The organism is Serratia sp. CY37869, assembly GCF_052168895.1.
In the GTDB taxonomy this organism is placed as follows: Bacteria; Pseudomonadota; Gammaproteobacteria; order Enterobacterales; family Enterobacteriaceae; genus Serratia; species Serratia ureilytica.
In genome coordinates, this window is the sequence record NZ_JBJNLU010000007.1 from 90,912 (window position 1) to 111,648 (window position 20,737).

Annotated in this window: 17 protein-coding genes; 9 read left to right on the forward strand and 8 right to left on the reverse strand. The window is 60.4% G+C overall.

Annotated elements, in window-relative coordinates:
• Positions 1-5: 5 nt before the first annotated feature.
• Positions 6-701, forward strand: coding sequence for a tRNA (guanosine(18)-2'-O)-methyltransferase TrmH (gene trmH, locus ACJ8J1_RS24135; protein WP_004931227.1), 696 nt, complete (start codon positions 6-8; stop codon positions 699-701).
• A complete protein-coding gene (gene recG, locus ACJ8J1_RS24140; protein ID WP_033645178.1) occupies positions 698-2,779 on the forward strand; it encodes an ATP-dependent DNA helicase RecG in 2,082 nt (693 codons plus the stop codon). Before trmH ends, recG begins: the two co-directional genes overlap by 4 nt.
• Before the next feature lie 42 nt (positions 2,780-2,821).
• Here recG and gltS read toward each other — a convergent pair whose 3' ends face one another.
• Positions 2,822-4,033 carry a sodium/glutamate symporter gene (gene gltS, locus ACJ8J1_RS24145; protein ID WP_033645177.1) on the reverse strand — a complete coding sequence of 404 codons (1,212 nt, stop codon included), beginning with the start codon at positions 4,031-4,033 and terminating at the stop codon, positions 2,822-2,824.
• A gap of 240 nt (positions 4,034-4,273) precedes the next feature.
• Here gltS and ACJ8J1_RS24150 point away from each other — a divergent pair, with 240 nt between their 5' ends.
• Complete coding sequence (locus tag ACJ8J1_RS24150; RefSeq protein WP_033645176.1) at positions 4,274-5,674, forward strand: nucleobase:cation symporter-2 family protein; 1,401 nt, start codon at positions 4,274-4,276, stop codon at positions 5,672-5,674.
• Positions 5,675-5,802: 128 nt separating this feature from the next.
• Positions 5,803-7,464 (forward strand): AsmA family protein, encoded by a 1,662-nt coding sequence (locus tag ACJ8J1_RS24155; protein WP_033645175.1) that lies wholly within the window; start codon positions 5,803-5,805, stop codon positions 7,462-7,464.
• A 37-nt stretch (positions 7,465-7,501) separates the two neighbouring features.
• Here ACJ8J1_RS24155 and fabY read toward each other — a convergent pair whose 3' ends face one another.
• From fabY to typA, 5 genes are all read right to left on the reverse strand, one after another.
• Positions 7,502-8,449, reverse strand: a complete 948-nt coding sequence (fabY, locus tag ACJ8J1_RS24160) for a fatty acid biosynthesis protein FabY (RefSeq protein WP_004931235.1) — start codon at positions 8,447-8,449, stop codon at positions 7,502-7,504.
• A gap of 21 nt (positions 8,450-8,470) precedes the next feature.
• Positions 8,471-8,908 carry a D-aminoacyl-tRNA deacylase gene (gene dtd, locus ACJ8J1_RS24165; RefSeq protein ID WP_016929644.1) on the reverse strand — a complete coding sequence of 146 codons (438 nt, stop codon included), beginning with the start codon at positions 8,906-8,908 and terminating at the stop codon, positions 8,471-8,473.
• The gene (locus ACJ8J1_RS24170; protein WP_025304713.1) at positions 8,905-9,798 is read right to left on the reverse strand and encodes a virulence factor BrkB family protein; all 894 of its coding nucleotides are present in this window, start codon (positions 9,796-9,798) and stop codon (positions 8,905-8,907) included. The genes dtd and ACJ8J1_RS24170 overlap by 4 nt, the downstream gene beginning before the upstream one ends.
• Positions 9,799-9,849: 51 nt before the next feature.
• Positions 9,850-10,440, reverse strand: a complete 591-nt coding sequence (gene yihX / locus ACJ8J1_RS24175) for a glucose-1-phosphatase (RefSeq protein ID WP_033645174.1) — start codon at positions 10,438-10,440, stop codon at positions 9,850-9,852.
• 166 nt (positions 10,441-10,606) lie between these two features.
• Positions 10,607-12,430, reverse strand: coding sequence for a ribosome-dependent GTPase TypA (gene typA / locus ACJ8J1_RS24180; protein ID WP_004931243.1), 1,824 nt, complete (start codon positions 12,428-12,430; stop codon positions 10,607-10,609).
• Between the two features lie 370 nt (positions 12,431-12,800).
• Here typA and glnA point away from each other — a divergent pair, with 370 nt between their 5' ends.
• From glnA to ACJ8J1_RS24200, 4 genes are all read left to right on the forward strand, one after another.
• The gene (gene glnA, locus ACJ8J1_RS24185; RefSeq protein ID WP_033645173.1) at positions 12,801-14,210 is read left to right on the forward strand and encodes a glutamate--ammonia ligase; all 1,410 of its coding nucleotides are present in this window, start codon (positions 12,801-12,803) and stop codon (positions 14,208-14,210) included.
• A gap of 194 nt (positions 14,211-14,404) precedes the next feature.
• Positions 14,405-15,454: a nitrogen regulation protein NR(II) gene (gene glnL / locus ACJ8J1_RS24190; protein ID WP_004931246.1), complete on the forward strand. Its 1,050-nt coding sequence runs from the start codon at positions 14,405-14,407 to the stop codon at positions 15,452-15,454.
• Positions 15,455-15,462: 8 nt separating this feature from the next.
• Complete coding sequence (gene glnG, locus ACJ8J1_RS24195; RefSeq protein ID WP_025304716.1) at positions 15,463-16,875, forward strand: nitrogen regulation protein NR(I); 1,413 nt, start codon at positions 15,463-15,465, stop codon at positions 16,873-16,875.
• 113 nt (positions 16,876-16,988) lie between these two features.
• Entirely contained in the window at positions 16,989-17,111 is a 123-nt protein-coding gene (locus ACJ8J1_RS24200; protein ID WP_015379453.1) for a YshB family small membrane protein, read from the forward strand.
• 34 nt (positions 17,112-17,145) lie between these two features.
• On the opposite strand, the gene hemN is transcribed toward ACJ8J1_RS24200, so the two are convergent.
• Positions 17,146-18,519, reverse strand: coding sequence for an oxygen-independent coproporphyrinogen III oxidase (hemN, locus tag ACJ8J1_RS24205; protein ID WP_033645172.1), 1,374 nt, complete (start codon positions 18,517-18,519; stop codon positions 17,146-17,148).
• A gap of 182 nt (positions 18,520-18,701) precedes the next feature.
• On the reverse strand, positions 18,702-19,244 hold the full coding sequence (gene yihI, locus ACJ8J1_RS24210; RefSeq protein ID WP_015379455.1) for a Der GTPase-activating protein YihI: 543 nt from the start codon (positions 19,242-19,244) through the stop codon (positions 18,702-18,704).
• Positions 19,245-19,978: 734 nt separating this feature from the next.
• Here yihI and yihA point away from each other — a divergent pair.
• The gene (gene yihA, locus ACJ8J1_RS24215; RefSeq protein WP_004931258.1) at positions 19,979-20,623 is read left to right on the forward strand and encodes a ribosome biogenesis GTP-binding protein YihA/YsxC; all 645 of its coding nucleotides are present in this window, start codon (positions 19,979-19,981) and stop codon (positions 20,621-20,623) included.
• Positions 20,624-20,737 lie beyond the last annotated feature (114 nt).

Below are 20,737 nucleotides of genomic sequence, written 5' to 3' on the forward strand. Positions count from 1 at the left end.
CGCTTATGAGTCCTGAACGCTATGCGCGGATTTGTGAAATGCTCGCGACCCGGCAGCCGGATTTGACGGTCTGCCTGGAGCAAGTGCACAAACCGCATAACGTCTCCGCCATTATCCGCACCGCCGACGCCGTCGGCGTGCATCAGGTCCACGCCGTGTGGCCCACCACCCGCATGCGCACCCTGGTTTCCTCCGCCGCCGGCAGCAACAGCTGGGTCAGCGTCAAGACCCATCGCACCATCGGCGACGCGGTCGGCCACCTGAAAGCGCAGGGCATGCAAATTCTGGCCACCAACCTGTCTGCGCGCGCGGTCGATTTCCGCGAGGTGGACTACACTCGGCCAACCTGCGTGCTGCTCGGCCAGGAAAAAACCGGCATCACCGAAGAAGCGCTGGCGCTCGCCGATCAAGACATCGTCATTCCGATGATCGGCATGGTGCAATCGCTCAACGTCTCCGTGGCTTCGGCGCTGATCCTGTATGAGGCGCAGCGCCAGCGGCAAAACGCCGGCCTGTATCGCCGCGACAACAGCATGCTGGACGAAGAAGAGCAGCAGCGTCTGCTGTTCGAAGGCGGCTATCCGGTGCTGGCCAACGTGGCCAAGCGCAAGGGGCTGCCGCGTCCGCAGATCGACGAACAGGGCCAGGTGGTCGCCAGCGCCGAATGGTGGGCGGCCATGCAGGCGACGGTGCGCAAATGAAAGGCCGCCTGCTGGATGCTGTCCCACTCACCACGCTTTCCGGGGTTGGCGCCAGCCAGGCGGGCAAACTGGCCAAGCTTGGCCTCGACACCATTCAGGATCTGCTGCTGCACCTGCCGCTGCGCTACGAAGACCGCACCCGCCTCTACCCGATCAACGATCTGCTGCCAGGCATCTACGCCACGGTAGAAGGGGAAGTGCTGCGCAGCGACATCAGCTTCGGCCGCCGCCGCATGCTGACCTGCCAGATCAGCGACGGCACCGGCATCCTCACCATGCGGTTCTTCAACTTCAACGCCGCAATGAAGAACAGCCTGGCCACCGGCCGCCGCGTGACCGCCTACGGCGAGATCAAACGCGGCAACCACGGCGCGGAGATCATCCATCCGGAGTACCGTATTCAGGGCGAAACCAGCGAGGTTGAGCTGCAGGAGTCGCTGACGCCGGTCTACCCCACCACCGAGGGGGTGCGGCAGGCCACGCTGCGCAAGCTGACCGACCAGGCGCTGGAGCTGCTGGATACCTGCGCCATCGCCGAACTGCTGCCGCCGGAGCTGAGCGGCGGCCTGATGAGCCTGCCGCAGGCGCTGCACACCCTGCATCGCCCGCCGCCGGACATCCAGCTGGCGGATCTGGAGCTGGGCAAACACCCGGCGCAAAAGCGTCTGATCCTCGAAGAGCTGCTGGCGCATAACCTCAGCATGCTGGCGGTGCGTGCCGGCGCGCAGAGTTATCAGGCGCAGCCGCTGCTGCCGGACGATCGGCTGAAAAACCGTTTTCTCGCCCAGTTGCCGTTCTCGCCAACCGGCGCGCAAACGCGCGTGGTGGCCGACATCGAAGCCGATATGCAAAAAGACTTCCCGATGATGCGGCTGGTGCAGGGCGACGTCGGCTCCGGCAAAACGCTGGTGGCGGCGCTGGCGGCGCTGCGCGCCATCGCGCACGGCAAGCAGGTGGCGCTGATGGCGCCGACCGAGCTGCTGGCCGAACAGCATGCCAACAACTTCCGCCAGTGGTTCGAGCCGCTGGGGCTGGAGGTCGGCTGGCTGGCGGGCAAACAGAAAGGCAAGGCGCGCATCGCGCAGCAGGAAGCCATCGCCAGCGGCCAGGTGTCGATGGTGGTCGGCACCCACGCCATCTTCCAGGAGCAGGTTCAGTTCAACGGCCTGGCGCTGGTGATCATTGATGAGCAGCACCGCTTCGGGGTGCATCAGCGGCTGGCGCTGTGGGAGAAAGGCGAAGAGCAAGGCTTCCATGCCCATCAGCTGATCATGACCGCCACACCGATCCCACGCACGCTGGCAATGACCGCCTATGCCGATCTCGATACCTCGGTCATCGACGAGCTGCCGCCGGGCCGTACGCCGGTGACCACCGTCGCCATTCCCGATACCCGCCGCGCCGACATCATTCAACGGGTGAAAAACGCCTGCCTGGAAGAAGGACGACAGGCTTACTGGGTGTGTACGCTGATCGAAGAGTCCGAGCTGCTGGAAGCGCAGGCGGCGGAAGCCACCTGGGAAGAGTTGAAAGCCGCGCTGCCGGAGCTGAAGGTGGCGCTGGTGCACGGCCGCATGAAAGCGCAGGAAAAGCAGGCGGTGATGCAGGCGTTTAAACAGGGCGAGCTGCAGCTGTTGGTCGCCACCACGGTGATTGAGGTCGGCGTCGACGTGCCGAACGCCAGCCTGATGATCATCGAAAACCCGGAGCGGCTGGGCCTGGCGCAGCTGCACCAGCTGCGCGGCCGCGTAGGGCGCGGCGCGGTGGCTTCACACTGCGTGCTGCTGTACAAAACGCCGCTGAGCAAAACCGCGCAAACGCGCCTGCAGGTGCTGCGCGACAGCAACGACGGCTTCGTCATCGCGCAGCGCGATCTGGAGATCCGCGGCCCGGGCGAGCTGCTCGGCACCCGCCAGACCGGCAGCGCCGAATTCAAGGTGGCGGACCTGTTGCGCGACCAGGCGATGATCCCCGAAGTGCAGCGCGTCGCTCGCCATCTCCATCAGCACTACCCGGAACACGCCCAGGCGCTGATCGAACGCTGGCTGCCGGAGAAGGCGCGCTACTCCAACGCATAAAAAAGGGCGCCGCAGGCGCCCTTCTCATGATGACTCGCGATATCACCCCACCGCCGGGAACACCGGCAACAGCAGATACAGCTTGATGACGATGGCGTTGGCGATATCGATAAAGAACGCCCCCACCATCGGCACCACCAGAAATGCCAGGTGCGACGGGCCGAAGCGATCGGTGATCGCCTGCATGTTGGCGATCGCCGTCGGCGTGGCGCCCATGCCGAAGCCGCAGTGGCCGGCGGCCAGCACCGCCGCATCGTAGTTCTTGCCCATCACCCGGTAGGTGACGAAGATCGCGTACAGCGCCATCACCAGCGTCTGTACGGCCAGGATCGCCAGCATCGGCAGCGCCAGCGAAGCCAGCTCCCACAGGCGCAGGCTCATCAACGCCATCGCCAGGAACAGCGACAGGCTGACGTTGCCCAGCACCGATACCGCCCGCTCGAACACGGTATAGAAACCGGTGAAGGCCAGCGTGTTGCTGAGGATCACCCCGACGAACAGCACGCAAACGAAGTTAGGCAGTTCAAACACCGTACCGCTCAGCAGACCGGCAATCAGTTGCCCCAGGCTCAAACAAATGGCGATCATAGCGATGGTTTCAATCATCACCAGCGAGGTGATCAGGCGGCCACTTTCCGGCTTCTCGAAGCCGCTCGGCTGCACGCTGTCTTCCGGCGTGCCTTCCGGCGTAGAGGAGTGTTTAACCAGATAGCGCGCCACCGGGCCGCCGATCAGGCCGCCCAGCACCAGGCCGAAGGTGGCGCAGGCCATGGCGACTTCCGTCGCGTTTTCAAAGCCGTAGCGCTCGATGAACAGCTTGCTCCAGGCCGCCCCGGTGCCGTGGCCGCCCGACAGGGTGATCGAACCGGCGATCAGGCCCATCAACGGATCCAGCCCCAGCATTTTCGCCATGCCGATGCCGATGGCGTTCTGCACCAGCAGCAGCCCCAACACCACGAACAGGAATACCATCAGCGCTTTGCCGCCGGCGCGCAACCGCGCCAGGTTGGCGTTCAGGCCGATAGTGGCGAAGAAGGCCAGCATCAGCGGATCCTTCAACGACATGTCAAAGCTGATTTCCCAGTTGGCGAATTTTTTCAGGACTAACAGCAGGAGGGCCACCAGCAAACCGCCGGCGACGGGAGCGGGAATGGTATATTTTCGCAGCAGAGGAATGCTTCTGACGCACTTGCCCCCAAGGAGCAAAACCAGCGTCGCCGCGACTAACGTGCCATAAGTATCAAGATGAAACATCCAGGTACTCCATGTAAGGGAAAAGATCCAAATAAAAATAATAAGTTATAGAAAACCACGTAGTTTTTAAACTTGATGAGTGCAGGATTAGAAGTAAAAAACGCTGAGATGACAAGAAAAAATGAATGAAAATGCGACATAAACGGGAAAGTCGGCAACATAATATTTAGGCGCAACCGTTTGCTTTTGCGGGGCGGCGCATTAAAATGCCTGCTTTGCCGTATCTGGAAACGCCACACCATGAGCATGTCATCCTCCGAGCTTGATGCCGCACGCCAAACCGCCTCTGAACCCCGCGCCAGCGAACTGATTTATCGCCTCGAAGACCGCCCGCCGCTGCCGCAAACGCTGTTTGCCGCCGGCCAGCACCTGTTGGCGATGTTCGTTGCGGTGATCACTCCGGCGCTGCTGATCTGCCAGGCGCTGGGTCTGCCGGCGCAGGATACCCAACACATCATCAGCATGTCGCTGTTCGCTTCCGGTCTGGCTTCCATTCTGCAAATCAAAACCTGGGGGCCGGTGGGCTCCGGGCTGCTGTCGATTCAGGGCACCAGCTTCAACTTCGTTTCGCCATTGATCATGGGTGGCCTGGCGCTGAAAAACGGCGGCGCCGACGTGCCAACCATGATGGCCGCGCTGTTCGGCACCCTGATGGTCGCCTCCTGCACCGAAATTTTGCTGTCGCGCGTGCTGCATCTGGCGCGCCGCATCATCACCCCGCTGGTTTCCGGCATCGTGGTGATGATCATCGGCCTGTCGCTGATTCAGGTCGGCCTGACCTCGATCGGCGGCGGCTACGCCGCGATGAACGATCACAGCTTCGGCTCACCGAAAAACCTGCTGCTGGCCGGCGCGGTGCTGGCGGTCATCATCCTGCTGAACCGCCAGCGCAACCCTTACCTGCGCGTCGCCTCGTTGGTGATCGCCATGGCGGTCGGCTACCTGCTGGCCTGGGCGATGGATATGCTGCCCGCCGACGCACCGGCGGCCCCCACGGCGGCGATCACTATCCCCACGCCGCTCTATTACGGCCTGGGCTTCGACTGGAACCTGCTGCTGCCGCTGATGCTGATCTTTATGGTCACGTCGCTGGAAACCATCGGCGACATCACCGCCACCTCCGACGTCTCCGAACAGCCGGTCAGCGGGCCGCTGTATATGAAGCGCCTGAAGGGCGGCGTGCTGGCCAACGGCCTGAACTCGATGCTGTCGGCGGTGTTCAACACCTTCCCCAACTCCTGCTTCGGCCAGAACAACGGCGTGATCCAGCTGACCGGCGTCGCCAGCCGCTACGTCGGCTTCGTGGTGGCGCTGATGCTGATCGCGCTGGGGCTGTTCCCGGCGGTGGCCGGCTTCGTGCAGCACATCCCCGAACCGGTACTGGGCGGCGCGACCATCGTGATGTTCGGCACCATCGCCGCCTCCGGCGTGCGCATCGTGTCGCGCGAGCGTCTGAACCGGCGCGCCATCATGATCATGGCGCTGTCGCTGGCCGTCGGCATGGGCGTCTCCCAGCAGCCGCTGATCCTGCAGTTCGCGCCGGACTGGCTGAAAACCCTGCTCTCTTCGGGCATCGCCGCCGGCGGCATTACCGCCATCGTGCTGAACCTGGTGTTCCCGCAGGAACACGAGAAAAAGTAACCCGCCCATTGGCGTTCAAACGGCCGCTTGCGGCCGTTTTTTATTGTCTATCAGACCATTGCCCTTGAGATGCCCGGCCAATTGCGGCATAAACAGGGTATCTTTTTTGACCGATGCGGATGTAGACGATGAAATTTATCGGAAAGCTGTTGCTGACGTTGCTGCTGCTGATCGTGCTGGCGGCGGTGGTGCTGTATCTGGTGGGGCAAACCCGCTGGGCGGCAGGCCGTCTGAGCGCCTGGATCAGCGACAACAGCGAATACCGCCTGTCGATAGGAAAAATCACCCACTCGTGGAATCAGCCGGGCCAGATCGGTCTGGAAGACGTGCAGCTGGCGCGCAGCGGCCAACCACAGGCGCTGGTCGCCAAACGCGTCGATCTCGGCCTCAGCCTGCGCCAAATCACCGAACCGCGCTATTTTTACAGCGTCACGCTGCGCGACGGCACGCTGAACGTGCAGCCACAGGCTGCTGCGCTGCCCGTACAGGCCGACGTGCTGCAACTGAGCAACATGGCGCTGCAGTCCAACGATAGCGAGTGGCAGCTCAACGCGCAGCAGGTCAATGCCGGCATCACGCCGTGGCGCCCGCTGGCCGGCCATCTGCTGGGGGACAACAACCAGTTCCAGTTCAGCGCCGGTTCGATGACGCTGAACGGCATCCCCGCCTCGAAGGTGTTGGTGCAGGGGGAGCAAAAACAGGGCCAGTTGCTGTTGAACAACTTCGGCGCCGATCTGGCGCAGGGCGACCTGACCGGCGTGGCCAGCCGCGCCACCGACGGCAGCTGGCAGGTGGATCGCCTGCGGCTGAGCGGCGTGCGCATGCAGACCCCGATGACGTTGGCGGAATTCATGCGGCGCTTCACCGCTCTGCCGCCGGTCACCCTCAAGCGTTTCGATCTGATCGATGCGCGCCTGGAAGGCAAGGCGTGGGCGGTTAACGATCTCGACCTGTCGCTGCAAAACGTCAGCGTCGAAAAAGGCGACTGGCGCAGTGAAGACGGCTCGCTCAACGTCAACGCCGGCGACGTGGTCAACGGCGGTTTCCACCTGATCGATCCGATCGCCACCCTGCGACTCTCCTCCGCCGGCATCGCCATTCAGCAGTTCACCACCCGCTGGGAAGGCGGGCTGCTACGCACCTCCGGCAACTGGCTGCGCGCCGGCAAACGCCTGCAGCTGGATGAAGTGGCCATGGCGGCGCTGGAGTACACCCTGCCGCTCGACTGGCGCGAGCTGTGGCTGAAACCGCTGCCGGACTGGCTGGCGGAGGTGTACGTCACCAAGCTGACCACCAACCGCAATCTGATTATCGATATCAACCCGGCCTTCCCGTTCCAGATCACCGCGCTGGACGGTTACGGCAGCAACCTGCTGCTGGCGCGCGACCACCAGTGGGGCATTTGGTCCGGTTCGCTGAACCTGAACGGCAGCGAGGCCACCTTCAACAAAATCGACGTGCGACGCCCTTCGCTGGCGCTGAACGCCGACGCCAACCAGATCGCCGTCACCGAGCTCAGCGCCTTTATGCCCAATGGGTTGCTTGAGGCCAAAGCGACCGTCGATCAGCTGCCGGGCAAGCCGTTCCAGCTGACGCTGCACGGCCGTTCGGTACCGATCAACACCTTGCAGCAATGGGGATGGCAGCCGGTGCCGCTGACGGGTGACGGCAACCTTGAGCTGCAGTTGAAAGGGCTGCTGAACAGCGATGGGCCGTTCAAGGCCTCATTGAAAGGCAATCTGCAGGCCACCGCCGGCGACGGCCAAGCGGTGAACCAAAAACTGCCGTAGTGCACTGCGCGGCCCGCCCTCAGGGCAGGCCGCCGCCTTACTCCTCCAGCGCTTCAGAGCCGCCCTGATCCAACGGCACATCCGGCTCGGCTGGCAACACCATATAGGTGCCTTCGAACACTGCGCCCTTGTCCTCGTCACCGAACAGATGCACTTCGGCGTGTACGCGCGCGCGGCGGCCGCGCGCCAGACGCGCCAAATCGCCGCTCAGCGAGCCGAGATCCGCCACCGCCCGCGGCCTGCCGGTAATCGGTTTGCTGTAGCGAATGTGCGCGTCCGCCAGAATGATGGTGCCGCCCAGATGGCGCTCGCGCAGCAGCAGCCAAATCAGCCCCCAGGCGGTCAGCGTCGCCAGTGAGAACAGGCTGCCGGCAAACAGCGTATGGTGCGGATTCTGGTTGCCGATCTCCGGCATGGTGGTGACGAAGCGCTGGCCGGTGTATTGGCTGATGCGCACGCCCATCTTTTCGCTCAGCGGGATGTGTTCATACCAGGCCTGCTGCAATTGGCCGCACCAGTCGGGGCGATGCAGAATATCGTCCAGCGTCGCCACCGGTTTGATCATCAAAAAGTGACGGATCGGGGTGGTCTGCGGCGCGGTGATCTCGCCCTGATTGACGAAGCCCAGTTTGGCGAAGAAATCCACCGCGTCTTCACGGGCGCTGCACACCACCCGCTTCACGCCTTCCTGCCGCGCGACGGACTCCAGCGTCATCGCCACCAGCGTCCCCAGCCCTTTATCCTGCAGCGTCGGATCTACCGCCAGAAAACGGATCGCCGCCTCGTTGTCGGCATTGATGTACAGCCGCCCGATGGCGACGATTTTACCGGCCTCGTCCACCACCATTTGGTGATGGGCCATGGCGTCATAGGCATCCTTTTCCGAACCCACCGGCTGGTGCAGCGGCTTGCGCAGCATTTCCCAGCGAAACTGGTAATACTCCTTCAGTTCTTGCTCTGTTACGGGTACTCGTAGGTGATACATAGACGCCTGTTCTCCGAATGCTTAGACCTGTAGCCAGAATGTCACCGGACCATCGTTGACCAGCGCCACCTGCATGTCGGCGGCGAACTCGCCGGTCTGGGTCTCTACGCCGCGTTCGCGGCACTGGCCAACAAAATATTGATACAACCGATCGGCGACCAAAGGCGCGGCGCCGCGCGAGAAGCTGGGCCGCATGCCCTTCTGGGTGTCCGCCGCCAGGGTGAACTGCGAAACGACCAGCACGCTGCCCCCGGCCTGCTGGACGTTGAGATTCATCTTGTCGTTCTCGTCGCCGAAAATGCGGTATCCCAATACGCGTTCGCACAGGCGCTGCGCTTTTTGCTCGTTATCGCCCTGCTCCACGCCCAATAACACTAACAAACCGGGGCCAATCTTGCCTACTGTCTCGCCACCCACCGTGACGCTGGCGTTTAACACCCGTTGAATCAACGCAATCATTCCTGCTGCCCTTCTGGTTTTTGTTCCTGTTGCTCCGCCTTCTGCCGGCGGTAGTCGCGGTATTCGCCGATGGTCACGGTGATTTCCGCGCCGAGTAACACGATACACCAGCTCCAGTAGACCCACAGGAATAAAATCGGGATCACCGCCAGCACGCCGTAAATCAGCTGATAGGAGGGGAACATGGTGACGTACAGCGCGAATCCCTTCTTACCCAGCTCGAACAGCAATCCGGCCACCACCGCGCCAATCAGCGCGTCTTTGGGCGGCACGCGCACCGTCGGCACGATGCAATACAGCAGCCAGAAGGAGATGCACGACAAAATTAGCGGAAAGATGCGCAGCACCTGATCCACCAGGCCGTTGACGCCGGTCTGCGCCAGCCAGTTGAGCGACAGCAGGTAGGAGCTGATGGCCATGCTGGCGCCCACCAGCAGCGGCCCCAGCGTCAGCACCATCCAGTACACGGCGAAGGAGAAGACGATCGGCCGTTTGTTCTTGCTGCGCCAGATGGTGTTCAGCACGCTGTCCACCGAGGAGATCAACAGCAACGCGGTAACGATCAGCCCGCAGGTGCCGACGGCGGTCATCTTGTTGGAATTGGCGACGAACTGTTCCAGGTAGTTCTGTATGACGTTGCCGGCGGCCGGCACGAAATTGGAAAAGATAAAGCTCTTCAGCTGTTCGCTGATGTCGGAAAACATCGGGAAAGCGGCGAACAGGGCGAACACCACGGTGACCAGCGGCACCAGCGACAGCAGGGAAACGTAGGCGAGATGGCCCGCCAACATCGTCAGGCCATCGTGGTCGATGCGTTGGTACAGCAGCCGTCCGAAGGTGACGCTTGGCTTAATCGCAGAAGGCAGCTTCTTGCGGCGGAAAAACGACATGGTCACTCCTTGATGTCCGTTGATACGCCTTAAGCTTAACGCGCCCAGCGCTCATTGAGCAAAATAGGCCGGCACCACGTCGCGATCGGTGACGTGCACCGTCTTGATCCCCAGCGCCTGCGCGGCGAGGACGTTCGCCGGGTGATCGTCAAAGAACACCGCGTCGGCGGCGGCGGTGTTTTCCGCAGCCAGCACATGCCGGTAGATGTCAGCTTCAGGTTTGCGCATGCCGAGATCTTGCGACAAATAGAGATGATCGGCGGCGGCGGCCACTTCAGGATAGTGCTGCGGCCAGTAGTTGCAGTGCAGACGGTTGGTGTTCGACAGCACCACCACCCGGTGGCCTTCGTTGCGCAGGCGCTGCATGATGTCGATCACTTCCGGGCGCAGCGCGACGAATACCGCCTGCCAGCCGGTGGCGAATTGTTCGAAGCTGAGCGCGATGCCCATTTCATCGCACAGCTTGCCGGCGAAGTCTTCGTCGCTGATTTCACCGCGCTCATGCTGCTGGAACACCTCACCCATGGTGAAACGATCGGACAGCACCGCCAACGGCGTGCCGCTCAAATTGCTCCACACGCCCAGCACACGCTTGAAATCGATATCGACGATCACATTACCTAAATCAAAGATATACAGCATAGTCCTCTCCTGATGGGCCGGTGAGATTTCACTGTAGCGGGAAAAGGAACAGCTGAACAGGGAGCGAACGGAAAAGCGCATAGCGCGCCGCACAAACGGGGAACAACAGAGGAAAAAACTCAGGGCGCGAGAGCCGCGCCCTAAGCATGAGACACTCAATCAGCGATTAAGCGTCTTTTGGACCGCGGCTGGCACGCTTACGATCGTTTTCCGTCAGGTGACGCTTACGGATACGGATCGAGGTTGGCGTCACTTCTACCAGTTCGTCGTCATCGATGAACTCCAGAGCTTGCTCCAGGGTCATTTTGATGGCCGGAACCAGGGTAGTCGCTTCGTCGGTACCGGAAGCACGCATGTTGGTCAGCTTCTTACCGGTCAGGCAGTTTACGGTCAGGTCGTTGGAACGTGAGTGAATACCGATGATCTGGCCTTCATACACTTCCGCACCGTGGCCCAGGAACAGCTTGCCGCGATCCTGCAGGCCGAACAGCGCGAACGCGACCGCTTTGCCCTGGCCGTTGGAGATCAGCACGCCGTTCTGACGCTGGCCCACTTCGCCCGGACGCACATCGTCGTAGTGGCTGAAGGTGGAGTACAGCAGACCGGTACCCGAAGTCATGGTCATGAATTCGTTACGGAAGCCGATCAGACCGCGGCTTGGGATCACGTAGTCGAGACGCACGCGGCCCTTACCGTCCGGATCCATGTTTTTCAGGTCGGCTTTACGCTCACCCATCGCCTGCATCACGGAACCCTGATGCTGCTCTTCGATATCCAGCGTCACGTTCTCGAATGGCTCCTGCTTGCGGCCATCGATTTCGCGGAAGATAACTTTCGGACGGGAAACCGCCAGCTCGAAACCTTCACGGCGCATGTTTTCGATCAGCACCGACAGGTGCAGCTCGCCACGACCGGATACGCGGAAGGCGTCAGCATCGTCGGTTTCTTCAACGCGCAGCGCCACGTTGTGCACCAGCTCTTTGTTCAGACGGTCAAGGATCTGACGCGACGTCACGTACTTACCTTCTTTACCGCAGAACGGCGAGGTGTTGACGTTGAAGAACATGGTTACGGTCGGTTCGTCGACGGACAGCGCCGGCAGCGCTTCTACGGCGTTGGTGTCGCAGATGGTGTCGGAGATGTTCAGCTCGCCCAGACCGGTGATGGCGATGATGTCGCCCGCTTCCGCCAGGGTGCTGTCGATACGCTCCAGACCCAGGTGACCCAGCACTTTACCCACTTTACCGTTGCGAGTTTTACCTTCGCTGTCGATGATGGTGACCTGCTGGTTCGGCTTCACTTTACCGCGCTTGATGCGGCCGATGCCGATAACGCCCAGGTAGTTGTTGTAGTCCAACTGGGAGATCTGCATCTGGAATGGCGCTTCCAGCTCAACCTGCGGCGCAGACACGTGGTCGACGATCGCCTGATACAGCGGGGTCATGTCTTCCGCCATGTCGGTGTGGTCGACGCCGGCGATGCCGTTCAGCGCAGAAGCGTAGATGATCGGGAAGTCGAGCTGCTCGTCGGTCGCGTCGAGATTTACGAACAGGTCGAACACCTGATCCACAACCCAGTCAGGGCGTGCGCCAGGGCGGTCAACCTTGTTGATTACCACGATCGGCTTCAGACCGTTGGCGAACGCCTTTTTGGTCACGAAGCGGGTTTGCGGCATAGGGCCATCCATTGCATCCACAACCAGCAGCACCGAGTCAACCATCGACATCACGCGCTCTACCTCACCGCCGAAGTCGGCGTGTCCTGGGGTATCCACGATGTTGATGCGGTAACCATTCCAATTAATGGCGGTGTTTTTTGCGAGGATGGTAATCCCACGCTCTTTCTCCAAATCGTTGGAGTCCATTACGCGTTCGGTGGCTTCCGCACGCTCTCCGAAAGTACCGGATTGTTGCAGCAGCTTGTCAACCAGGGTGGTTTTACCATGGTCAACGTGGGCAATAATGGCGATGTTACGCAAATTTTCGATCACAGCTTTGCCTCGGGCATTAGAAATAGCGCGCTATTGTACACGTATTAAGCGAGGGACTAAACAAGATCACAACCATCTCTTATAAACAACCGCGTACCGGTCAGTTTGTGATCCCTTTCACGGTGCAAAAAGCCGCAATCGTTGCACTTTTGCACCATTTCAGTGCCCACCCCCACCCTTATTGCACCATGACGGTGCAAATTATCGCTGATGGTGCATACTGTGTCTGGGTAAAACCCGCGCAGAAAGGCGATGAAAGCCTTTTTAAAAAGTTGGCACGCTTTTCGCTTTAGTCTTTTCAAGGCGAAAAAAAGCCAGTTCCACAGATTCGTTCCACGACGACGACAATGATAAACCGGGAGAGTTAAGTATGTCCGCTGAACACGTTTTGACGATGCTGAATGAGCATGAAGTGAAATTCGTAGACCTGCGTTTCACTGACACCAAGGGTAAGGAACAGCACGTGACTATCCCGGCTCATCAGGTAAACGCCGACTTCTTCGAAGAAGGCAAAATGTTTGACGGCTCCTCTATCGGTGGTTGGAAGGGCATCAACGAATCTGACATGGTACTGATGCCGGATGCCAGCACGGCGGTTCTGGATCCGTTCTTCGAAGAACCTACGCTGATCATTCGCTGCGACATTCTCGAGCCGGGCACCATGCAAGGCTACGATCGCGACCCGCGCTCCATCTCCAAACGCGCCGAAGACTTCCTGCGCTCCTCCGGCATCGCGGACACCGTGCTGTTCGGGCCAGAGCCTGAGTTCTTCCTGTTCGACGACATCCGCTTCGGCAGCAGCATCCGCGGTTCCCACGTGGCCATCGACGACATCGAAGGCGCCTGGAACTCCGGCACTCAATACGACGGCGGCAACAAAGGCCACCGTCCGGCGGTGAAAGGCGGTTATTTCCCGGTTCCACCGGTCGACTCTTCGCAGGATCTGCGTTCCACCATGTGTCTGACCATGGAAGAGATGGGCCTGGTGGTTGAAGCGCACCACCACGAAGTGGCGACCGCCGGTCAGAACGAAGTGGCGACCCGCTTCAACACCATGACCAAGAAAGCCGACGAAATTCAGATCTACAAGTACGTGGTGCACAACGTGGCGCACGCCTTCGGTAAAACCGCGACCTTCATGCCGAAACCCATGTTCGGCGACAACGGTTCCGGCATGCACTGCCACATGTCGCTGTCCAAGAACGGCACCAACCTGTTCGCCGGCGACAAATACGGCGGCCTGTCTGAAACCGCGCTGTTCTACATCGGCGGCATCATCAAGCACGCCAAGGCGATCAACGCGTTGGCAAACCCGACCACCAACTCGTACAAACGTCTGGTGCCAGGCTACGAAGCGCCGGTGATGCTGGCCTACTCCGCCCGTAACCGCTCCGCGTCCATCCGCATCCCGGTGGTCGCCAGCCCGAAAGCGCGCCGCATCGAAGCCCGCTTCCCGGATCCGGCGGCTAACCCATACCTGTGCTTCGCCGCACTGCTGATGGCCGGCCTGGACGGCATCATCAACAAGATCCACCCTGGCGACGCCATGGACAAAAACCTGTACGACCTGCCGCCGGAAGAAGAAGCCGAGATCCCAAAAGTGGCCGGCTCGCTGGACGAAGCGATGGCCGCGCTGAACGAAGACCGCGAGTTCCTGACCCGCGGCGGCGTGTTCACCGACGATGCGATCGATGCCTACATCGAACTGCGCAAAGAAGAGATGGACCGCGTTCGCATGACGCCACACCCGGTCGAGTTCGAACTGTACTACAGCGTCTAAGCCCTACCCGCGCCGTCTGCAAAGGCGGACGGCGCCCACAATTTTTGTTATCGCTTTTTTGTTGCCGTGGAAACTTTCAGCCCATCTTCGGATGGGTTTTTTTCTCCACCGTATTTTCTGCAAAACTATTCCATACCGCGCCGATCCCGGATGGAGTAGGATAGATGCACTAAAAAGGTGCAGGAGTCTGCTGTATGGCAACTGGCAAGCTGCCCGATGCTGGGCAGATCCTCAATTCACTCATCAACAGCATCCTGCTGTTGGATGACTCACTGGCGGTTCACTACGCCAACCCTGCGGCACAGCAGCTGCTGGCGCAAAGCTCCCGCAAACTGTTCGGCACGCCGCTGCCCGACCTGCTCGGCTATTTTTCGCTGAACGTCTCTCTGATGCGTGAAAGCCTGCGCGCCGGTCAGGGCTTCACCGACAACGAAGTGACCCTGGTGGTCGATGGCCGCGCGCATATCCTTTCCCTGACCGCTCAGGCGCTGCCGGAAGGCTATATCCTGGTCGAGCTGGCGCCGATGGACAATCAGCGCCGCCTGAGCCAGGAACAGCTGCAGCATGCCCAACAGGTGGCGGCCCGCGATCTGGTGCGCGGTTTGGCGCACGAGATTAAAAATCCGCTGGGCGGCCTGCGCGGCGCGGCGCAGCTGCTGGCCAAGGCGCTGCCCGATCCGGCTCTGACCGAATACACCAAGGTGATCATCGAGCAGGCCGATCGGCTGCGCAATCTGGTGGATCGCCTGCTCGGCCCGCAGCGGCCCGGCCAGCACATCACCCAGAGCATTCATCAGGTCGCGGAGCGCGTCTGCCAGCTGGTGTCGCTGGAAATGCCGGATAACGTCACGCTGGTGCGCGACTACGATCCGAGCCTGCCGGAAATGGCTCACGACCCGGATCAGATAGAACAGGTGCTACTGAACATCACCCGCAATGCGCTGCAGGCCTTGGGTGAGGCGGGCGGCACCATCACGCTGCGCACCCGCACCGCGTTTCAGATTACGTTGCACGGCACCCGCTACCGCCTGGCGGCGCGTATCGACGTCGAAGACGACGGCCCCGGCGTGCCGGCGCAGCTGCAGGACACGCTGTTCTACCCGATGGTCAGCGGCCGTGAAGGCGGTACCGGCCTGGGATTATCCATCGCCCGCAATCTGATCGATCAGCATTGCGGAAAAATTGAATTCAACAGTTGGCCAGGTCATACCGAATTCTCGGTCTACCTGCCCATTCGTCAGTGAGGTTTGCTATGCAACGAGGGATAGTCTGGATCGTCGATGACGATAGCTCCATCCGCTGGGTGCTTGAGCGCGCGCTCACCGGCGCGGGCCTGAGCTGCGCCACCTTCGAAGGCGGCAATGACGTGCTGGAAGCCTTGGCCACGCAAACTCCCGACGTGTTGCTGTCCGATATCCGCATGCCGGGCATCGATGGTCTGGCGCTGCTCAAGCAGATCAAACAGCGCCACCCGATGCTGCCGGTGATCATCATGACCGCGCATTCGGATTTGGACGCGGCCGTCAGCGCCTATCAGCAAGGGGCCTTCGACTACCTGCCGAAACCGTTCGACATCGACGAAGCGGTGGCGCTGGTCGAGCGCGCCATCAGCCATTATCAAGAGCAGCAGCAGCCGGTGCGCAGCCAGCCGGCCAGCGATCCGGCAGCGGACATCATCGGCGAAGCGCCGGCGATGCAGGACGTGTTTCGCATCATCGGCCGGCTGTCACGTTCGTCGATCAGCGTGCTGATCAACGGCGAATCCGGCACCGGCAAGGAACTGGTGGCGCATGCGCTGCACCGCCACAGCCCGCGCGCCAAGTCGCCGTTCATCGCCCTGAACATGGCCGCTATTCCCAAGGATCTGATCGAGTCCGAGCTGTTCGGCCACGAGAAAGGCGCCTTCACCGGCGCGAACCAAATCCGTCAGGGACGCTTTGAACAGGCCGACGGCGGCACGCTGTTCCTCGACGAGATCGGCGATATGCCGCTCGACGTGCAAACGCGTCTGCTGCGGGTGCTGGCGGACGGCCAGTTTTACCGGGTCGGCGGCTATGCGCCGGTGAAGGTCGACGTGCGCATCATCGCCGCCACGCACCAGAACCTGGAATTGCGGGTACAGGAAGGCAAGTTCCGCGAGGATCTGTTCCACCGCCTGAACGTGATCCGCGTACACCTGCCGCCGCTGCGCGAGCGTCGGGAAGACATCCCGCGGCTGGCGCGCCACTTCCTGCAGATCGCCGCCAAGGAGCTGGGCGTAGAGGCCAAGAACCTGCATCCGGAAACAGAAACCGCGCTGACCCGCCTGCCTTGGCCGGGGAACGTGCGCCAGCTGGAGAATACCTGCCGCTGGCTGACGGTGATGGCCGCCGGGCAAGAGGTGCTGATTCAGGATCTGCCGAGCGAACTGTTCGAAACCGCCGCACCGGAGAGCCCCAGCCACAGCCTGCCGGACAGCTGGGCCACGCTGCTGGCGCAGTGGGCCGATCGCGCGCTGCGTTCCGGTCATCAAAATCTGCTGTCGGAAGCGCAGCCGGAGATGGAGCGTACACTGCTCACCACCGCCTTGCGTCACACCCAGGGGCACAAACAGGAAGCCGCACGCCTGCTGGGCTGGGGGCGCAATACCCTGACCCGCAAGCTCAAAGAACTGGGCATGGAATAGGCGCTGAGGTTGATGATAAAAAACGCAGCCCAGCGCACAAAAAAACGCCAACCGCAGACTTTACAGCCGGTGCGGGCGCAGTATGATCGTGTCGCACACTCCGGAGGTTGACGATGCTGGACTCATTCATCGTGTTCATTTCTCAGGGCGCGGAGCTGGGCTCCGCCGCCAGCCACACCCCGCAGGCGGCGGTCGCCGCGGTGTTGTGCGCCGCGCTGATTAACTTCTTCAGTTAAAAAAACAGCCGCATCAGCGGCTGTTTTTTCATCCTCAGATCACCCGAGAGAACTGCTGGCTGCGCGCCTGTTGCCGCAGATAGCGGTCGAAGCACATGCAGATATTGCGGATCAGCAAGCGCCCGCGCGGCGTAACGCGAATGCCTTGCTCGTCGCGCTCCACCAGCCCATCGCGTTCAAACGGCGCCAGCAGCTGCAGGTCTTCGGCGAAGTAAGCGGTGAAATCGATGCCGTATTGCCGTTCAAGTGGCTGATACGCCAACCGGAAGTTGCAGATCAACGTTTTGATCAGATCGCGCCGCAGGCAATCGTCGTCCGTCAGCGCCAACCCGCGCCACAGGGCGTTGCCCTGCGCCGGTACGCTCTCATAGTAACGCTTCAGCTCTTTCTGGTTCTGCGCATAGCTGTCGCCGAGCATGCTGATGGCCGACACGCCCAACCCCAGCAGATCGCTGTCGCCCTGGGTGGTGTAGCCCTGGAAATTGCGGTGCAGCTTGCCTTCGCGTTGCGCAATCGCCAGCTCATCGTCCGGGCGTGCAAAGTGATCCATGCCGATAAACTGATAGCCGGCGTCAGTCAGGAACGCGATGCTTTGCTGCAGGATATCCAGCTTCTGCTGCGCGCTGGGCAGATCGGCATCTTTGATTTTGCGCTGGGCTGCGAATAAATTCGGCATATGCGCGTAGTTGAACACGCTGAGGCGATCGGGATTCAGTTCAGCCACCCGCTGCAGCGTGAAGGCGAAGCTTTCCGGCGTCTGTTTCGGCAGGCCGTAGATCAGATCAATATTGGTCGAGCGGAAGCCCAGCACTTTGGCCCGCTCGATCAGGGCGAAGATAAAGGCTTCATCCTGCTCGCGGTTGACCAACGCCTGCACCTGCTTGTTGAAATCCTGCACCCCCATGCTCAGGCGGTTAAAGCCTTCGGCGCGTAAATGATCGAGCACATCCAGCGCTATCTCGCGCGGATCGACTTCGATCGACATCTCCGCATCGGGCAGAAAATCAAAATGTTCGCGCAGCAGCGCCACCAGCCGGCTGATTTGCGCTTTGTCCAGGTAGGTTGGCGTACCGCCGCCCCAGTGCATCTGGCCAACCTTGCGGCCGGCGAACAGCGGCGCACGGCTGGCGATCTCTTGCGCCAGGACATTCAGGTATTCATCGGCCTTGTGCGTCTGACGCGTCACCAGTTTGTTGCAGCCGCAGAAGTAGCACAGCTTATGGCAGAAAGGGATATGCACGTACAGCGACAGCGGGCGCTCAGGGTAGCGCGCCGCGGCGCGTTGAAACGCCGCTTCGTCGTAGCGCTGGTTAAACTCCAGCGCCGTGGGGTATGAGGTATAACGCGGCCCTGAGTAGTTATATTTTTGGATCAGGGCCAAATCCCAGACAATCGTCTGCTCTGACATGCTCACTCCTTCCGATATCTTTTTCTACCGGGCCGGGAGAGAGGCGGTTGTCTGCGCTGTCTGGCCACGGAAGCGCTGCGAAAACGCGCTTTGCGCTTAGACAGCCGCCATAGTTTACCGAATAACCACAGCAGATAACACATCAAGAGTAGGGCTATTGTCGGGATCAGCCACATGGCGCGTTAAAAAGCGTCCTTCGGGTTGCCGCCTTTCAGCAGCTTCAGAATATCTTCCTGCTTCTCTTCTTCTTCCTCGTCGTCTTCATCGCCCAGCTCGATGCCCAGCACGTCCATCAGCACATCGATGCGATCCAGCGTCTTGTCGACATACGCCTGCTCTTGCGCGTTCAGCGTTTCGCCATCGTCGATGCGATCCAGCAGCGCGTTCAGACGTTCGTCATTTTCCAGCTTCGCCAGCTCTTCTTCCGGCGACAGGCGCGGTTTTGCTTCAGCCTTTGGCTTCGGCTGCGGTTTGGCCTTCACTTTGGTTTCGTCGACCACCAGCGCAACCGGCACTTTACTGCCGATACGCGGATCTTTGGCTTCCGCCGCCGATTTGTTTTTCTGGCTGCCGGACTCGACCTGAGTGCGCGAACCGGAAGCGTGGCCGCGGCGTTTTTTCAGGCGTTTGCGCTCACGCGCTTCCTGATCGAGCTCCATACGGCTTTTCTTTTTCGTTTTTGACTTCGCCGCGCTGCCGCGAGGTGCTTTTGATGGCTGGTTCATAGCGTGTGCTCTTAGGTATGTAGATTCAGTATAGAATTGCGGCGGAATCTAGCAGAAAGCGGACAAAGAAAAAAGGCGGCAGGTTAAACCTGCCGCCTATTTCGCACCTTCTTGCGAAGGGTATTCCTGTTACGCGCTCCTTGCGTACATGCAACATCCCGGTTTTTCCTTCTGCTATAACCGCATTCCCTGCCACTACGTCCTTCATCCTGAAAGGAAAATCGTCCATGGCGCAATCCATTCGCATCCGCTCTTCCCGAGCGCGCTTCCTGCGGGCATCCAAACTGCCGATACTTCACCATCCGATGTGCCTGCCGCCTATTCCGGTGCGAAAGGGTCACTTCCTTTTGCGTTCATCCTGGCACTCATTGCACGCCCTGTGCATTCCCTGAGATTTGTCATCCTTCCCGGATGTTCCCTAATCCTGCGCAACCCTGCGTTAACGAGTACTTTACGTTATTGTTGCGAAGGCTCAAGGCACCGGAGGCCGATTTGACTGACATTTCCACACAACGAAAAAACAACACATTGTTTTTAAAAAAGAAACAGAAATATCGCTTTCGAATAAAGCGACATTACCCGCGATTCGAATGGCAAATGTCTCACAACGTACGAGCAGCTTAACCGTCGTTTTATCGCGCCCCGCCGCTTAAAAACGGAGAAACACGCCATTTTTACCGCTGATGCAGTTATAATCGCCAACCAGTTAGCCATCCTCACGGAGACGAAAAATTTTGACCAGCAAGAACTACAACTATCATGTGACCCATTTCGTCACCAGCGCACCCGATATTCGCCATCTTCCGGGGGATGCAGGAATTGAAGTCGCCTTTGCCGGCCGTTCCAACGCCGGTAAATCCAGCGCGCTGAATACGCTGACCAACCAAAAGAGCCTGGCGCGCACCAGTAAGACGCCGGGGCGCACCCAGCTGATTAACCTGTTCGAAGTGGAAGACGGCATTCGTCTGGTCGACCTGCCGGGTTATGGCTACGCCGAAGTGCCGGAAGAAATGAAGCGCAAATGGCAACGCGCGCTGGGCGAATACCTGCAGATGCGCAACAGCCTGAAAGGGCTGGTGGTGCTGATGGATATCCGCCATCCGCTGAAAGATCTCGACCAACAGATGATCCAGTGGGCGGTCGACGTCGGCACGCCGGTACTGGTGTTGCTGACCAAGGCCGACAAGCTGGCCTCCGGCGCACGCAAGGCGCAGCTCAACATGGTGCGTGAAGCGGTGCTGCCGTTTATGGGGGATATCCAGGTCGAAGCCTTCTCATCGCTGAAAAAGATCGGCGTCGACAAGCTGCGCCAGAAGCTGGACACCTGGTTTAACGAGATCCCGCCGGAAGTGCTGCCGGAAGAGGACATCGGCGAATAAGCCCTGATCGCACGTTTGAGCCGATGCCTTACCGCATCGGCTTTTTTATGCCCGCAGATCGGCCGCAGGCGGGATTTTTCGTTATCTAATTACATTTTTGAAATAAAGCCATCA

Bases quoted from the DNA above. Each gene is read 5' to 3' on its own strand.
- trmH (WP_004931227.1), top strand. From the start codon at position 6: ATGAGTCCTGAACGCTATGCGCGGATTTGTGAAATGCTCGCGACCCGG.
- recG (WP_033645178.1), top strand. From the start codon at position 698: ATGAAAGGCCGCCTGCTGGATGCTGTCCCACTCACCACGCTTTCCGGG.
- gltS (WP_033645177.1), bottom strand. From the start codon at position 4,033: ATGTTTCATCTTGATACTTATGGCACGTTAGTCGCGGCGACGCTGGTT.
- ACJ8J1_RS24150 (WP_033645176.1), top strand. From the start codon at position 4,274: ATGAGCATGTCATCCTCCGAGCTTGATGCCGCACGCCAAACCGCCTCT.
- ACJ8J1_RS24155 (WP_033645175.1), top strand. From the start codon at position 5,803: ATGAAATTTATCGGAAAGCTGTTGCTGACGTTGCTGCTGCTGATCGTG.
- fabY (WP_004931235.1), bottom strand. From the start codon at position 8,449: ATGTATCACCTACGAGTACCCGTAACAGAGCAAGAACTGAAGGAGTAT.
- dtd (WP_016929644.1), bottom strand. From the start codon at position 8,908: ATGATTGCGTTGATTCAACGGGTGTTAAACGCCAGCGTCACGGTGGGT.
- ACJ8J1_RS24170 (WP_025304713.1), bottom strand. From the start codon at position 9,798: ATGTCGTTTTTCCGCCGCAAGAAGCTGCCTTCTGCGATTAAGCCAAGC.
- yihX (WP_033645174.1), bottom strand. From the start codon at position 10,440: ATGCTGTATATCTTTGATTTAGGTAATGTGATCGTCGATATCGATTTC.
- glnA (WP_033645173.1), top strand. From the start codon at position 12,801: ATGTCCGCTGAACACGTTTTGACGATGCTGAATGAGCATGAAGTGAAA.
- glnL (WP_004931246.1), top strand. From the start codon at position 14,405: ATGGCAACTGGCAAGCTGCCCGATGCTGGGCAGATCCTCAATTCACTC.
- glnG (WP_025304716.1), top strand. From the start codon at position 15,463: ATGCAACGAGGGATAGTCTGGATCGTCGATGACGATAGCTCCATCCGC.
- ACJ8J1_RS24200 (WP_015379453.1), top strand. From the start codon at position 16,989: ATGCTGGACTCATTCATCGTGTTCATTTCTCAGGGCGCGGAGCTGGGC.
- hemN (WP_033645172.1), bottom strand. From the start codon at position 18,519: ATGTCAGAGCAGACGATTGTCTGGGATTTGGCCCTGATCCAAAAATAT.
- yihI (WP_015379455.1), bottom strand. From the start codon at position 19,244: ATGAACCAGCCATCAAAAGCACCTCGCGGCAGCGCGGCGAAGTCAAAA.